The sequence below is a fragment of the Pseudooceanicola nanhaiensis genome, assembly GCF_020171315.1.
In the GTDB taxonomy this organism is placed as follows: Bacteria; Pseudomonadota; Alphaproteobacteria; order Rhodobacterales; family Rhodobacteraceae; genus Pseudooceanicola; species Pseudooceanicola nanhaiensis_A.
The window spans coordinates 89,638-104,309 of the sequence record NZ_JAIUZP010000011.1; the positions used below are offsets into that span (position 1 = coordinate 89,638).

Here is a 14,672-nt window from a genome sequence, read left to right on the forward strand (position 1 = left end):
AGGTCAGCGCGCCGTCTGCGCCCCGGCCTCAGCGGCGGGTGAAGGCATCCGAGAAGCCCGCCCGACGCGCGCTTTGCAGCGCCGAGGTCAGCTGCCCCTGCGAGGCGAAGGGCCCGGCCAGCACGATCTGGTAGCTCCGGCCGCCCTTGGTATAGCCCGCGGTGCGCACCGGCAGCCCGAGGGACTGCAACCGCGCTACGCTGCGGCTGGCATTGGCGGGCTGGCCGAAGGTCCCGACCTGCACGTAGCGATGGGCGGCGGGGGCCGTGGCCACCGCGGCTGCGGCGGGCTGGGTCTGCACCGTCCGGCGCACCGGCTGTGCCGTGACCGGCGCCGCCTTCACCGTCGCGCCCGAGGTCGAGAGATAGGCCGCCCGGCTCTGCTGTTCCATGCTGGTGTAGGGATAGGCGAGGCCCGGATACTGCGCCGTGACATCGCGCCCGGTGGGCCGGTGGATCAGGCGGCGGGGCAGATCGCGCGTCCAGATCAGATCGGTCTGCGCAATCCCGTTGAAGGTCATCTCGGCCCGGTGCTTGTTCAGCCGGTCATCGTCCCAGGCCGCGCGGTAGCCCTTGGGCGTCGACATGCCCTGCACCGCGTTGGCGCGTTCCTCGTAAACGTGGCGCGGAACGACGCGGACGTAGGGCCCGACCTCGCCGCGCACCACGACACGCCCCGGCACAGCGCCGGAGGGCACGCCGGTCCGGCTGTAGAGCACGGTGCCCTGCGTATTGGCCGAAGTGGTCACGGTGCGCGGGGCACTGTTGGCCACGACCGTCGCCGCCGGCACGCGGCCGGTATAGGTCACCTGCGCGGCCTTGGGCGCAACGCTGGGCGCGGCATAGGTCGTGGGCGCGGGAACGGTTGCGGGGGCGGCCTGCGGGGTGCGCACCACGTAGCGCGTGGGCGGGTTCGGGGCGGGCCCGCTGTAGGCCACCTGCGGGGCTTTCGGTGCCACGGTGCCGGTGCGGTAGACAGGCGCAGGCGCCGCCGTCACGGGCACGGCCAGACCGGTCGTACGCATGGGCGCGGCCAGCGGCGCAGGCGTGTCGTTGGGCCCGGCAAAGACGGTGGGCCCGGGCGCCGGAGAAGGACTTGCGCGTTGCACGGTGGTGACCGGGGCAGCGCTGGCCGTGCGGACCGGCGCGGCAGCGGGGGCCATGACGACCGGCGCGGCACTGGCAACCGGGGCCGCGGGCGCCGGGCGCACGCTGCGCGGCGCAGGGGCTGCAACGACCTGCGGCTGCTGCACGGCGACCGGCGCAGGGGCCGCGTTTTCCGGCGCGGCGGCCTCGATGGTGACGGCCTTTTCAGTCGACATGGCGGGCGCCATGGCGGTCTGGCTGGCGGTGTCACCCAACGAAGGCTTGAACCCGCAGACCTGTTCGCGGTTGCGCGCCATGCGCGGCACCCATGTCACCGCCCCGTCGATCCCGGCACGGATGAAGACGCAGCCTTCGCTGTCGACATACTGGTTGCCCGAAAAACTCGACGGCGGATATTCCGCCGGCGCGAGGTTCGTGGTCAGGGATTGGGCAGTGGCAGCACCCGTCCCGAGAAGCGCCGCGAGGGCGGCGGTGGTAAAGACTTTGTTCAGCATCAATAACCCCCCACAGGTTACGCCGAACTCTGCCCGAGTTGCGGCCGCGAGTAAAGCGGCCGCTCCGGGGGGTGACCCTTATTTTGTGCCGAACATGCGGTCGCCCGCATCCCCTAGCCCCGGGACGATGTATCCGTGCTCGTTCAGTTTTTCGTCCAGCGCCGCCGTGACGATGGGCACATCGGGGTGGGCTTCCTTCATGCGGGCCACGCCCTCGGGGGCGGCCAGCAGGCAGAGGAAGCGGATGTTGGTGGCCCCGGCCTCCTTCAGCAGGTCGATGGCCGCGACGGAGGAATTGCCCGTGGCCAGCATCGGATCGACGGCGATGACAAGGCGATCGTCCAGCGATTCCGGCACCTTGAAGTAATACTGGATCGGTTGCAGCGTCTTCTCGTCCCGGTAGAGGCCGACGAAGCCGACCCGCGCCGCCGGGATCAGTTCCAGCACGCCGTCCATCAGGCCATTGCCGGCCCGCAGGATCGAGATCAGCGCCAGCTTCTTGCCGTCCAGCGTGGGGGCCTCCATCTCGCACATGGGCGTTTCGATGGTCTTGGTGGTCATCGGCAGTTCGCTGGTGACTTCATAGGCGAGCAGTTGGCTGATCTCGCGCAGCAGGCGGCGGAAGGAGGCGGTCGAGGTCTCCTTCTGGCGCATGATCGTCAGCTTGTGCTGCACGAGGGGGTGTTTCACGATGGTCAGATGCTCGGTCATGATGTCTCCAGTCGCTTGGCGATACGTGTCTTGGTGGCCTCGTCACAGAAGGCCGCGTCGAGGGAGGTCCGGGCGATCTGGTCAAAGATCTCCTCGTCCCAGCCGAAGGTGCGGTTGAGCGCCTCGTATTCGCGGCTCATCGTGGTGTGGAAGAAGGGCGGGTCATCGGTGGATACGGTGACTTTCACGCCGCGTTCGCGCAAGCGTTCGATGGGATGGGCCGACCATTTCGAATAGACCCCCAGCGTCACGTTGGAGCCGGGGCAGACCTCCAGCACCACGCCGTTCTCTGCCAGCTCATCCACCAGCGCGAGGTCCTCGATGGCCCGCACGCCGTGGCCGATGCGTTCGACCTTCAGGTCGCGCAGGGCCTCGCGCACCGATTGCGGCCCGCCCCATTCGCCCGCATGGGCGGTCAGCCGCAGCCCGGCCTCGCGCGCCATGTCGAAGCTGTAGGCGAAATCGCCCGGCCGACCCTTGTTCTCATCCCCCGCGATGCCGAAGCCCACGAGCCAGTCGCCCGCCGTCTCGGCCGCACAGAGCGCCGAGGCCTTGGCCTTCTCGGGGCCGAAGTGGCGGATGCAGGTGACGATCCCGCGCAGGGTGATGCCGAGGTCGCGCTCCGCCCGGTCGGCGGCCTCCTGCATCGCGTGCAGGTATTCGCGCCACGCGCCCACGTCGCTGCCACCGCAGAAATCGGGCGACAGGAACGTCTCGCAATAGACGACGCCCTGTTCGGCGCTCTCTTCCAGCACCGCGCGGGTCAGCCGGGCATAATCGTCGGGCGTCTTGAGGACCTGCGTCGCGGCTTCGTAGACCTCGAGGAAATGCACGAAGTCGGTGTACTTGTAGGTGCCGTCCTCAGCAAAGACGCCGGTGAGGTTGATGGATTTCTCCTGCCCCATGCGGCGGATCAGCTCCGGCGGGGCGGCGCCTTCGAGGTGCAGGTGCAGTTCGACCTTGGGCAGTTCTTTCATCGCTGGACCTTCTTCCTCCCGCTCCCGTTCCGCACGGCTCATACCCCGGCGCGCGCTCACAGGAAACGCCTCCCCGGTCCCTCTGCCGCAACGCCAAGATGCGCCGCGATGCTGGCCGCCACGTCGGCAAAGGCGACGATGCCGGGGCTGCCCGGCGCGGCGCCTGCCACCAGCACCGGCACCCGCTCACGGGTGTGGTCGGTGCCGGGCCAGGTGGGATCGTTGCCATGGTCGGCGGTGATCACCAGCAGGTCACCCGGGCGCAGCTTGTCCAGCATCCGGCCCACGCCTGCGTCGAACCATTCCAGCGCGCGGGCATAGCCCGAAACGTCGCGGCGGTGGCCATAGAGGCTGTCGAACTCGACGAAATTGGCGAACGTCAGGCTCCCCTCCTCTGCCGTGTCGATCAGCCCCTCCAGCGCGGTCATCAGCTGGGCATCCGTGCCCTTGGCCACGTCGTCGATGCCCTGCATCGAGAAGATGTCGCCGATCTTGCCCACCGCGTGGACCTTGCCGCCCGCCACCTGCACCCAGTCGCAGAGCGTGGGCGCGGGCGGGGCCACGGCATAGTCATGCCGGTTGCCGGTGCGGGTAAAGCCCGCCGCGACGCTGCCCACGAAGGGGCGCGCGATGACCCGGCCGATCTTCATCTTATGCAAAGTGGGGGCCACCGCTTTGCAAAGATCCAGCAAAGCCTCGAGGCCAAAGCTCTCCTCATGCGCCGCGATCTGGAACACGCTGTCGGCGGAGGTGTAGCAGATCGGCCAGCCGCTCTGCATGTGCTCCGCCCCCAGCCGGTTGATGATCTCGGTCCCCGAGGCATGGCAATTGCCGAGGATGCCCTTGGTCCCCGCCGCGCGGCAGACCTCGGCGATCAGATCAGGCGGGAAGGAGTTTTCCTTGTCGGTGAAATAGCCCCAGTCCCAGGGCACCGGCACGCCTGCCAGTTCCCAGTGGCCCGAGGGCGTGTCCTTGCCGCGGCTTTCCTCCTGCGCGACGGCCCAGAGGCCCGTGGGCTCTGCCGCCAGCCCCGGCGTCAGCGCGCCCGAGGCCAGGCGGATCGCGGCGCCAAGGCCCATGGCATCCATGTGCGGCACCTTCAGCGGCCCGCTGCGGCCCTCCTCGGCCCGGCCCGCGGCACAGGCCTGCGCGATATGGGCCAGCGTGTTGGCGCCGGTGTCCGGCAGGGCGTCATTGAAAAAGCGGTCGGCGTCGGGGGCGCCGCCACAGCCGACGCTGTCGATCACGGCAAGAAAGGCGCGCGACATCAGCCGATCCTCCCAAGGACAAGCGGCGGCGGGGTCACCGGCCCCGGGCCGAGGGTGACGGCGGCCTGCACGGCGCGCACGGCGGCATCGGCGGCGTCGGTGCGGCTGGCGTGGATGCGGGCGATGGCCTCGCCCTTCGCGACCGCGGTGCCGAGCGGCAGGATATCGGCGATGCCCACCGCCGGGTCGATGCGGTCGCTTTCCACCTGACGCCCCCCGCCAAGCGCGACCACGGCCAGCCCCAGCGCCTCGCCGTCCATGGCACTCACGATGCCGGAGGCAGGCGCGGGCACCTCGCGGATCACGTTGGCCTCGGGCAGGAAGCGGTCATATTGCTCGATGAACTGCACCGGCCCGCCCATGGCGGCGACCATGCGGCCGAAGTGATCGGCAGCGGCCCCGCTTTCCAGCGCCTCGCGCAGCTTTGCCTCGGCCGCCGTCGTATCCGCGGCCAGCCCGCCCTGCGCCAGAAGCGCCCCGCCGAGGGTTACGGTCAACTCCGCCAGCGGGCCGCCGACCTGCCGGGTCAGCACGCGCAGCGCCTCGCGGACCTCCAGCGCATTGCCGAGCGCAGGCGCCAGCGGTTGGTTCATGTCAGAGAGCACCGCACAGGTCGGGCACCCGGCGGCATTGGCGGTGGAAACCAGCGCCTCGGCCAGCGCCCGCGCCTCCGCTTCGGTCTTCATGAAGGCGCCGGAGCCGAGCTTAACATCCAGCACCAGCCCCTCCAGCCCGGCGGCGAGTTTCTTCGACAGGATCGAGGCTGTGATCAGGTCGAGGCTCTCGACCGTGCCCGTCACGTCGCGGATCGCGTAGAGCCGCTTGTCCGCCGGGGCCACGTCGGCGGAGGCCGAAACGATGGCGCAGCCCGCACGGGCGACCACGTCGCGGAACCGCGCCTCGGAGAGCGCCGTCTCGACGCCGGGAATCGCCTCCATCTTGTCGAGCGTGCCGCCGGTATGGCCCAGCCCCCGGCCCGAGATCATCGGCACATAGGCCCCGCAGGCCGCCAGCGCCGGGGCCAGCACGAGGCTGACGCAATCCCCCACCCCGCCGGTGGAATGCTTGTCGAGCACCGGCCCGGGCAGGTCCCAGTCGAGCCGCCGCCCGCTGTCGCGCATCGCCAGCGTCAAGGCCACGCGGCTCTCCTCCCCCAGCCCCTTGAGCAGCACCGCCATGGCAAAGGCCCCGGCCTGCGCATCGCTGACCGCCCCGTCGGCAAGGCCACGGGCGAACCATGCGAGGGCCTCGGGCCCCGGCGCGCGGCCATCACGGACGGCGGAGATCAGGCTGCGGGCGTCCATGGTGTCAGGTGCGCTCCATATGCGAGGCGTCGAAGCGGCCCGGCAGCACCTCGGCCAGCGTCATGACCGTCTCGGCACCGTCGGTGGTGCACATGGTCAGCTTGACCTCGGCCTTGCCGAATTCCACCAGCTTCTGGCGGCAGCCGCCGCAGGGCGGCACCGGCGTGGGGCTGTCGGCAATGACCAGCGCCTCGGTGAACTCGGTCTCGCCGGCGGCGACCATGGCGGCGATGGCGCCTGCCTCGGCGCAGGTGCCCTCCGGGTAGGCCACGTTCTCGACGTTGCAGCCGACGTAGATCGTGCCCGAGGCCCCGCGCAGCGCCGCGCCGACCTTGAACTTGGAATAGGGAACATAGGCGTTTTCACGCACCTTTTCGGCGGCCTCTCGCAGGTCCATGGGACAGCTCCGTCAGGGAATGGGAGTCCATCCTTCCGCCGCGGCCGCCCCAATGCAAGCGTGAAACCCCGGCGCGGGCGCGCCCGCGCCCTGTCACCGAACGTAAACACGGGCAGGGTATGGCGGGGAAACCGGCAGCCGCGCCCCGAAGAGGCCCGCCCCATTCCGGCACGGGTGGCGGAAACCGGCGCCCGGCGGCGGATGCTGCCCTGCAGCGCGCAGGGCATCTTTCACCCGCCCGAAAAAAGGTTTAATGCTAAACCATTCCGATCGAGGGGAGAGCACCATGTCCACCGGCCCTAAAGACACCCTGCGTCAGGCGGCCCTGAATTACCACGAGTTTCCCAAGCCCGGGAAGCTGGAGGTACGCGCCACCAAACCGCTGGCCAACGGCCGCGACCTGTCGCTGGCGTACTCGCCGGGTGTCGCCGAGGCCTGCCTTGAAATCAAGGAGGATGCGGTCAACGCCTCGCGCTATACCGCGCGCGGCAACCTCGTCGCCGTGATCTCGAACGGGACCGCCGTTCTGGGCCTCGGCAACATCGGCGCGCTGGCCTCCAAGCCGGTGATGGAGGGCAAGGCGGTGCTCTTCAAGAAATTCGCCAACATCGACTGCTTCGATATCGAGGTGGACGAGACCGACCCCGAGAAGCTGGCCGACATCGTCTGCGCCCTCGCCCCCACCTTCGGGGCAGTGAACCTCGAGGACATCAAGGCCCCCGACTGCTTCATCGTCGAGAAGCTGTGCCGCGAGCGGATGAACATCCCCGTCTTCCATGATGACCAGCACGGCACCGCGATTGTCGTGGGCGCCGCGGCCACCAACGCGCTGCGCGTGGCGAGCAAGAACTTCGAAGACATCAAGATCGTCTCGACCGGCGGCGGCGCGGCGGGCATCGCCTGCCTCAACATGCTGCTCAAGCTGGGCGTGAAACGCGAGAATGTCTGGCTCTGCGACATTCACGGCCTCGTCTACGAGGGCCGCGAAGAGGACATGAACCCGCAGAAGGCCTTCTATGCGCAGGCCTCTGACAAACGCACGCTGGACGAGGTGATCGACGGCGCGGACCTGTTCCTCGGACTCTCCGGCCCGAATGTGCTGAAGCCCGAGATGGTGGCGAAGATGGCCAAGCGGCCGATCATCTTCGCGCTCGCCAACCCCACGCCCGAGATCATGCCCGAGATGGCCCGCGAGGTCGCGCCCGATGCGATCATCGCCACCGGGCGGTCGGACTTCCCGAACCAGGTGAACAACGTTCTCTGCTTCCCCTTCATCTTCCGGGGCGCGCTGGACGTGGGCGCGACCGAGATCAACGACGCCATGCAGATCGCCTGCATCGAGGGCATCGCCCAGCTGGCGCGCGAGACGACCTCGGCCGAGGCGGCGGCGGCCTACCAAGGCGAACAGCTGACCTTTGGCGCGGACTACCTGATTCCCAAGCCCTTCGACCCGCGGCTCTCGGGCATCGTCTCGGTCGCCGTGGCCAAGGCGGCGATGGAAAGCGGCGTGGCCACGCGCCCGCTGGAGGATATCGCGGCCTACAAGGCCAAGCTGAACTCCTCGGTCTTCAAGTCGGCCCTGCTGATGCGCCCGGTCTTCGAGGCCGCCTCCTCCACCTCGCGGCGGATCGTCTTTGCCGAGGGCGAGGACGAACGCGTGCTGCGCGCCGCGCAGGCCATGCTGGAAGAAACCACCGAGCAGCCGATCCTCATCGGCCGCCCCGACGTGCTGGAGGCGCGTTGTGAACGCGCCGGGCTCAAGATCCGTCCGGGCCGCGACTTCCACGTGGTCAACCCCGAGAACGACCCGCGCTATCGCGACTACTGGGGCACCTACCACGAGATCATGGCGCGGCGCGGCGTGACGCCGGATCTGGCCAAAGCCGTGATGCGGACGAACACCACTGCGATCGGCGCCGTCATGGTGCACCGCGACGAGGCCGACAGCCTGATCTGCGGCACCTTCGGCGAATACCGCTGGCACCTGAAGTACGTGACCGAGATTCTCGGCACCCAGAAGGCAGGCGGCGACCTGCACCCGGTGGGGGCGCTCTCGCTGATGATCCTCGAGGATGGCCCGCTGTTCCTCGCGGACACCCATGTCCATGCCGTGCCCACCTCCGCCGAGCTGGCCGAGGTGGTGATCGGGGCCGCGCGCCACGTGAAGCGCTTCGGGATCACGCCCAATATCGCGCTCTGCGGCCGGTCGCAGTTCGGCAACCAGGACACCGACACCGCCCGCCGCCTGCGCGGCGCGATCGAGATCCTCGACGCCGAGCCGCGCGATTTCTGCTATGAGGGCGAGATGAACGTGGACACGGCGCTGGACGCTGCCCTGCGCGAGACCGTGCTGCCCGGCAACCGGATGAAGGGCGCGGCCAACGTGCTGGTCTTTGCCCAGGCCGATGCCGCGTCGGGTGTGCGCAACATCCTGAAAATGAAGGGCGGCGGTCTGGAAGTCGGCCCGATCCTCATGGGCATGGGCAACCGCGCCCATATCGTGACCAACGCCATCACCTCGCGCGGGCTGCTCAACATGTCGGCCATCGCCGGCACGCCGGTGGCGCACTACGGCTGAGGCTGTCGCCATTTTCTGCGCAGAAAACGGTCCGGAATTTTTGAAAATTCCGGGCAGCGTGGCGGCGGGCGGCGATCCCGTCAGAGATCACCGCTCCCTTGCCGGGGGGCGGTGAAAATTCTTGAGAAAGAATTTTCCTAAGAATTTTTCTTAAAATTCTTAGGCGCGCAGGGATGGTGCCTCTGCCCATTCAACCCGCCCGGGGATGAGACCGGGGCGGGCGCCCCCTCTCTCCGTGAGATCAGCCCGCCCCCTTCCCCCTCGCGTGTGGCGTCCTGCGGGCACCTCAGCGACAGCGAGGGCCGCGCTGATACGCACGCACCGGCAGCCCTTTCGGCGGCGGTCCCATGGCCTGCCCCCGTTGCCCCCCTGTTGCCCTCCTGTTGCCCTCCGGGCCACGCGGCCCTGTCGTAGCTGTCGCTTCGGCAAGGGGCAGCCGGGCGGAAAATCCCCGATTGCACAGGGCAACGCGCCCCCCTATGTGCACCTGTCACACTGGCCGGATAGAGCCGTGCAGAAGAGCGCCCGCCAGAGAGGCGCGAAAGGAAACGAGATGTCGCAATTCACGCTCGGATGGGAAGAATGGCTGGCCCTGCCCGGCCTCGGCCTGCCCGCGATCCATGCCAAGGTCGACACCGGCGCCCGGACCTCGGCGCTGCATGCCTTCGCCATCGAGCCCTTCGGCCCGGCGGACAAGCCCATGGTGCGCTTTGCGATCCATCCCGATCCCCATGACCCCGAGCTGGAGATCATCTGCTCCGCCCCCCTGAAGGACCGGCGCGAGGTGACCTCCTCCAACGGCGAGACCGAGCTGCGCTTCGTGATCGAGACCGAGGTCGCCATGGGCGGGCGCAGCTGGCCCATCGAGGTGACGCTGACCGACCGGGGCTCCATGGCCTACCGGATGCTGCTCGGGCGTTCTGCCCTGGCGGAGGACATGGTGGTGACGCCGAGCCAGAGCTTCTGCCAGCCGGAGCTTTCCTTCGGCGAATACCGCGACATGCCGCGCCACAAGCGCCACCGCCGCGCCCTGCGGCTGGCCGTGCTGACGCGCGAGCCGCGCAACTACTCCACCCGCCGCCTGATCGAGGCGGCAGAGGCGCGCGGCCACACGATGGAAGTGATCGACACCACCCGGTGCTACATGAACATCCACGCCGTGGGCGGCGAGGTGCATTACGACGGGCGCCGCCTGCCCCACTACGACGCGGTGATCCCGCGCATCGGGGCCTCGATCACCAACTACGGCACCGCCGTGGTGCGGCAGTTCGAATCGATGGGCACCTATTGCCTCGCGGGCTCCGAGGGGATCACCGTCTCGCGCGACAAGCTCCATGCCCACCAGGTGCTGGCACGGCACAGGATCGGCACGCCGACCACCGCCTTCGCCCGCAGCCCGAAGGATTCGGGCAACGTGATCTCGCTCGTCGGGGGCGCGCCGCTGGTGCTGAAGCTGCTGGAGAGCACGCAGGGCAAGGGCGTCGTGCTGGCCGAGACCCAGAAGGCGGCGGAGAGCGTGATCTCGGCCTTCCAGGGGCTGAAGGCGGATTTCCTTGTCCAGAACTTCGTCAAGGAAGCCGCGGGCGAGGACATCCGCTGCCTCGTGGTGGGCGGCAAGGTCGTGGCCGCCATGCGCCGCCGGGGCCAGCCGGACGAATTCCGTTCGAACCTGCACCAGGGCGGGACGGCGGAATACGTGCGCATCAGCAAGGAAGAGCGCGACACGGCACAGCGCGCGGCGCGGGCCATGAAACTGGACGCGGCCGGCGTGGACCTTCTGCGCGGGCAGGACGGGCCGAAGGTGCTGGAGGTGAACTCCTCCCCCGGGCTGGAGGGGATCGAGGCCGTTTCGAAGAAGGACATCGCCGGGCTGATCATCCAGCATATCGAGGGCAAGGTGGCGCCCAAGGCCCCGCGCCGCAGCCGGACAGCGCCGCGCAAGGGCTGAGTCCCAGACATCGCCCCAATCATCGGACAGGACACCCGCCGCGCCCCGGCGGGTGTTTGCTTTCGCGCCCGCCCCTGCGCGGATGAGGTCCCCACCCGACGCCGGAACGCATTACACAAGATAGATATTTACAGCGCAGCGGGCGTCAGCCCATCATCACCGCGGCCCCGTTTCAGGGCCGGGGCCCCTGCCCCGCATTTGCAAGACAAGGGGCGCATGCGCCGCCCCGCATTTCGAGAAGGTGACAGATGGCGGCAATCGGCATTGCCCTGCTCTTCGTGGCGGGCACCATCCTCATCGCCTGGAGCGTCTATTTCGCGACGCGGGCGCTGGTGGGCAAGACCTTCGGCAGCGACACGGAGGCCCTCGCCTCCTCGGTGATCTTCCGGGTCTCGGCCCTGCACGGGCTGATCCTCGCCCTTGTCTTTGCGCAGGAACTGCTGGACTACAACGAGTTGCAGCGCGTCGTCCTGCAGGAGGCCACCGCGGTGGCCGACATCTACAATGACGTGCGCCGCTATGGCGGGGAGGAGATGGCCCCAGTACAGACCGCACTGTCGGACTACCTGCGGGTGGTGAGCGGGCCGGAATGGGCCTCGCTCAGCGAGACGCAGCGCCTCACCGGCGAGGGCTGGCGGATCTGGGACGACATCTATGGCCGCCTGCTGGACCTGCCGCCCGACACGCCGCGCCATGCGGCCCTGCGCGATCACATGCTGCACAAGGTCCAGACCATGGCCGCCCTGCGTCAGGAACGCGAGGCCACGGCGCTGCATGGGATCAGCCCGCTGTTCTGGTTCGCGGCGCTTGCGGGCGTGGTGCTGGTGACGATCCCCTATTTCATCTTTGCCCCCAGTCGGCTGCACCTCGTGCTGCTGAGCATCTATGGCGGGTTCACCGGATTCGTGATGTACGTGATCTTTGCCTTCTCCGATCCCTTCGGCGGGCCGGGCGCACTGGATCCCGCCCCCTTCACCCGGCTTCTGGAGACCGAGATCGGACAGCCCGCCCCATCGTGAGGGAGCGCGCGGGGGCCTCAAAGTCGGTAAATTTATTAACCGTGCCTTTTCAGACCTGTAAACACCCTGCACAAATCTCGATGTTAGCGCCGAAGGGCGGCAGAAGGGCGCAGTCTGGCCACTTGCGCGGTGCGAAACCCCGCGCCTAACAAGGTGTGATAGAGTGTTTCGTGTTCACGTGGGATGGAGGAGGACCGCGATGACGACCTACGCTGACGTCTATGACAGCTGGAAGGCCGACCCGGAGAAATTCTGGATGGAGGCCGCCGAGGGGATCAGCTGGTACCAGAAGCCGAGCAAGGCGCTCTTCGACGAGGGTGCGCCGCTTTACGAGTGGTTCTCGGACGGGATGGTGAATGCCTGCTACAACGCCGTGGACCGCCACGTCGAAGCCGGCCGCGGCCCGCAGGTTGCCATCATCCACGACAGCCCGGTGACCGGCGTCACCCAGAAGATCACCTATTCCGCCCTGCGGAACCGCGTTGCCACGCTGGCCGGCGCCCTTCGTGCCAAGGGCATCGGCAAGGGCGACCGCGTCATCATCTACATGCCCATGGTCCCCGAAGCGCTGGAGGCGATGCTGGCCTGTGCCCGTCTGGGCGCCGTGCACTCGGTCGTCTTCGGGGGCTTTGCCGCTCATGAGCTGGCGGTGCGGATCGACGATGCCAAGCCCAAGTGCATCATTGCCGCCTCCTGCGGGATCGAGCCGGGCCGCGTGGTCCACTACAAGCCCCTGCTGGACGGCGCGCTGGAGCAATCCACCCACCAGCCCGATTTCTGCGTGATCTTCCAGCGCGAACAGGAAGTGGCCGAGATCGTGGAAGGCCGCGACTACGGCTGGCACTCGTTCCAGTACGGGGTGGAGCCCGCCGAGTGCGTGCCCGTCGAGGGCAACCACCCGGCCTATATCCTCTATACCTCCGGCACGACCGGCCAGCCCAAGGGCGTGGTACGCCACACGGCGGGCCATATCGTGGCGCTGAACTGGACGATGAAGAACATCTACAATGTGGATCAGGGCGACAGCTTCTGGGCCGCATCGGACGTGGGCTGGGTCGTGGGGCACAGCTACATCTGCTACGGGCCGCTGCTGGCGGGCTGTTCCACCATCGTCTTCGAGGGCAAGCCCATCGGCACGCCCGATGCGGGCACCTTCTGGCGCATCATCTCGGACTACAAGGTAAAGAGCTTCTTCACCGCCCCCACCGCCTTCCGCGCGGTGAAGCGCGAGGACCCGAAGGGCGAGTTCGTCAAGAAATACGACCTCTCCTGCCTCAAGCAGGTCTACCTCGCAGGGGAACGGGCGGACCCGGACACGATCCTCTGGGCGCAGGACCAGCTGGGCGTGCCGGTGATCGACCACTGGTGGCAGACCGAGACCGGCTGGGCCATCGCGGCCAACCCCATGGGGATCGAGCCGCTGCCGGTGAAGGTGGGCTCCCCGTCCGTGCCGATGCCGGGCTACGATGTGCAGGTGCTGGACGAGGCCGGGCATCCGGTCGCCCCCGGTCAACTGGGCGCCATCGCCATCAAGCTGCCGCTGCCGCCGGGCACGCTGCCGACGCTCTGGAACGCCGAGGCGCGGTTCAAGAAGAGTTATCTGGAGCATTTCCCGGGCTACTACGAGACCGGGGACGCCGGGATGATCGACGAGGACGGCTACCTCTACATCATGGCGCGCACCGATGACGTGATCAACGTGGCGGGCCACCGGCTCTCCACCGGCGCGATGGAGGAGGTTCTGGCCTCCCATCCTGATGTGGCGGAATGCGCGGTGATCGGCGTGGCGGATACGCTGAAGGGGCAGATGCCGCTCGGCTTCCTGTGTCTGAACGCGGGCTGCAACAAGCCCCACGGCGACGTGGTGAAGGAAGTGGTCAAGCTGGTGCGCGATCAGATCGGCCCGGTGGCCGCCTTCAAGCTGGCCGTGGTGGTGGACCGCCTACCCAAGACGCGCTCGGGCAAGATCCTGCGGGCGACGATGGTCAAGATCGCGGATGGCGCGGAGTTCAAGATCCCCGCCACGATCGACGATCCGGCGATCCTGGATGAAATCCGCGAGGCACTGCGGACGCTGGGCTATGCCGGGGGCGAACCGGCGCACGCCTGAGGCGAGGCTTGAGTGGGACCCGGCAGTCGACTGACGGGTCGCGCGAGGAAATTGAGGGGCGTCCGGCTGGATCGGGCGCCCTGTTTCGTTTGCCCTGTTTCGTTTTCGGGGGAGCAAGGCTGTTTTGGCGGGGGCAAGGCCGCGAGGCCGCCTCTCGGCTCGAATTGGTCTCTTCGCGAAAATGCCCTCCCCTGCAGACAGCCTCCCACTATCCGGATTGCGATTAGGGCAGCGCCGTCCCGCGGGGAGGCGCAATAGCGCCGGTCGCCATTGGTGCGCCATTGGTTCGAGCACCAATGGCGACGGGGGGCGGGTCGGCGCTGCCCGGCCTATCGGCCGGGCGGGACAGTGCGAGAGGGCAGTTTTGCCCGATGGAGAGTGGGGGCCTGCGTGAAATCCTCTGGCGCAGCGCTGGAACACAATGACGCGAACTGTGCCGCAACAAAGCCCCCTCCCCCAAAAGGAAAGGGCGGCCCGCTGGCCGCCCTGTTCCCAATCCGTCACCGTCGCTCAGTAGCGCCCGGCGAAATCGTCCACCTGGCGTTCCGCCTCGTCCTTGGCGATGCCATAGCGTTCCTGCAGCTTGCCGACGAGCTGCTCGCGCTTGCCGTTCACCACGTCCATGTCGTCATTCGTCAGCTTGCCCCAGTTCTCCAGAGCGTTGCCTTTGAGTTGCTTCCAGTTGCCTTCGATACGGTCCCAATTCATCACAGGGTCTCCTTCTTCGATTGCTCTGCCAGCCTCTTTGCCGGCTCGTGTG

At 68.1% G+C, this 14,672-nt stretch carries 11 protein-coding genes; 4 read left to right on the forward strand and 7 right to left on the reverse strand.

The window, feature by feature from the left end; all coding sequences use genetic code 11:
- Nucleotides 1–28 precede the first annotated feature (28 nt).
- The 6 genes from LCM32_RS17945 to LCM32_RS17970 form a co-directional block, all read right to left on the reverse strand.
- Nucleotides 29–1,600, reverse strand: coding sequence for an SPOR domain-containing protein (locus LCM32_RS17945; RefSeq protein WP_224822470.1), 1,572 nt, complete (start codon nt 1,598–1,600; stop codon nt 29–31).
- 78 nt (nt 1,601–1,678) lie between these two features.
- Nucleotides 1,679–2,311, reverse strand: a complete 633-nt coding sequence (upp, locus tag LCM32_RS17950) for a uracil phosphoribosyltransferase (RefSeq protein ID WP_224822471.1) — start codon at nt 2,309–2,311, stop codon at nt 1,679–1,681.
- The gene (locus tag LCM32_RS17955; protein ID WP_224822472.1) at nt 2,308–3,288 is read right to left on the reverse strand and encodes an adenosine deaminase; all 981 of its coding nucleotides are present in this window, start codon (nt 3,286–3,288) and stop codon (nt 2,308–2,310) included. Before LCM32_RS17955 ends, upp begins: the two co-directional genes overlap by 4 nt.
- A gap of 56 nt (nt 3,289–3,344) precedes the next feature.
- On the reverse strand, nt 3,345–4,556 hold the full coding sequence (locus LCM32_RS17960; RefSeq protein ID WP_224822473.1) for a phosphopentomutase: 1,212 nt from the start codon (nt 4,554–4,556) through the stop codon (nt 3,345–3,347).
- A complete protein-coding gene (locus tag LCM32_RS17965; protein WP_224822474.1) occupies nt 4,556–5,860 on the reverse strand; it encodes a thymidine phosphorylase in 1,305 nt (434 codons plus the stop codon). The genes LCM32_RS17960 and LCM32_RS17965 overlap by 1 nt, the downstream gene beginning before the upstream one ends.
- Before the next feature lie 4 nt (nt 5,861–5,864).
- Nucleotides 5,865–6,257 carry a cytidine deaminase gene (locus tag LCM32_RS17970; protein ID WP_224822475.1) on the reverse strand — a complete coding sequence of 131 codons (393 nt, stop codon included), beginning with the start codon at nt 6,255–6,257 and terminating at the stop codon, nt 5,865–5,867.
- Between the two features lie 286 nt (nt 6,258–6,543).
- On the opposite strand from LCM32_RS17970, the gene LCM32_RS17975 reads away from it, so the two are divergent.
- From LCM32_RS17975 to prpE, 4 genes are all read left to right on the forward strand, one after another.
- Nucleotides 6,544–8,835 carry an NADP-dependent malic enzyme gene (locus LCM32_RS17975; protein ID WP_224822476.1) on the forward strand — a complete coding sequence of 764 codons (2,292 nt, stop codon included), beginning with the start codon at nt 6,544–6,546 and terminating at the stop codon, nt 8,833–8,835.
- Between the two features lie 553 nt (nt 8,836–9,388).
- Entirely contained in the window at nt 9,389–10,783 is a 1,395-nt protein-coding gene (gene rimK / locus LCM32_RS17980; RefSeq protein WP_224822477.1) for a 30S ribosomal protein S6--L-glutamate ligase, read from the forward strand.
- Between the two features lie 248 nt (nt 10,784–11,031).
- Complete coding sequence (locus LCM32_RS17985; protein ID WP_224822478.1) at nt 11,032–11,802, forward strand: DUF4239 domain-containing protein; 771 nt, start codon at nt 11,032–11,034, stop codon at nt 11,800–11,802.
- A gap of 199 nt (nt 11,803–12,001) precedes the next feature.
- Nucleotides 12,002–13,912, forward strand: a complete 1,911-nt coding sequence (gene prpE / locus LCM32_RS17990) for a propionate-CoA ligase PrpE (RefSeq protein ID WP_224822479.1) — start codon at nt 12,002–12,004, stop codon at nt 13,910–13,912.
- Nucleotides 13,913–14,422: 510 nt separating this feature from the next.
- On the opposite strand, the gene LCM32_RS17995 is transcribed toward prpE, so the two are convergent.
- The gene (locus LCM32_RS17995; RefSeq protein ID WP_224822480.1) at nt 14,423–14,620 is read right to left on the reverse strand and encodes a CsbD family protein; all 198 of its coding nucleotides are present in this window, start codon (nt 14,618–14,620) and stop codon (nt 14,423–14,425) included.
- Nucleotides 14,621–14,672 lie beyond the last annotated feature (52 nt).

Bases quoted from the DNA above. Each gene is read 5' to 3' on its own strand.
- LCM32_RS17975 (WP_224822476.1), top strand. From the start codon at position 6,544: ATGTCCACCGGCCCTAAAGACACCCTGCGTCAGGCGGCCCTGAATTAC.
- LCM32_RS17965 (WP_224822474.1), bottom strand. From the start codon at position 5,860: ATGGACGCCCGCAGCCTGATCTCCGCCGTCCGTGATGGCCGCGCGCCG.
- LCM32_RS17970 (WP_224822475.1), bottom strand. From the start codon at position 6,257: ATGGACCTGCGAGAGGCCGCCGAAAAGGTGCGTGAAAACGCCTATGTT.
- LCM32_RS17960 (WP_224822473.1), bottom strand. From the start codon at position 4,556: ATGTCGCGCGCCTTTCTTGCCGTGATCGACAGCGTCGGCTGTGGCGGC.
- LCM32_RS17995 (WP_224822480.1), bottom strand. From the start codon at position 14,620: ATGAATTGGGACCGTATCGAAGGCAACTGGAAGCAACTCAAAGGCAAC.
- rimK (WP_224822477.1), top strand. From the start codon at position 9,389: ATGTCGCAATTCACGCTCGGATGGGAAGAATGGCTGGCCCTGCCCGGC.
- LCM32_RS17985 (WP_224822478.1), top strand. From the start codon at position 11,032: ATGGCGGCAATCGGCATTGCCCTGCTCTTCGTGGCGGGCACCATCCTC.
- prpE (WP_224822479.1), top strand. From the start codon at position 12,002: ATGACGACCTACGCTGACGTCTATGACAGCTGGAAGGCCGACCCGGAG.
- LCM32_RS17955 (WP_224822472.1), bottom strand. From the start codon at position 3,288: ATGAAAGAACTGCCCAAGGTCGAACTGCACCTGCACCTCGAAGGCGCC.
- upp (WP_224822471.1), bottom strand. From the start codon at position 2,311: ATGACCGAGCATCTGACCATCGTGAAACACCCCCTCGTGCAGCACAAG.
- LCM32_RS17945 (WP_224822470.1), bottom strand. From the start codon at position 1,600: ATGCTGAACAAAGTCTTTACCACCGCCGCCCTCGCGGCGCTTCTCGGG.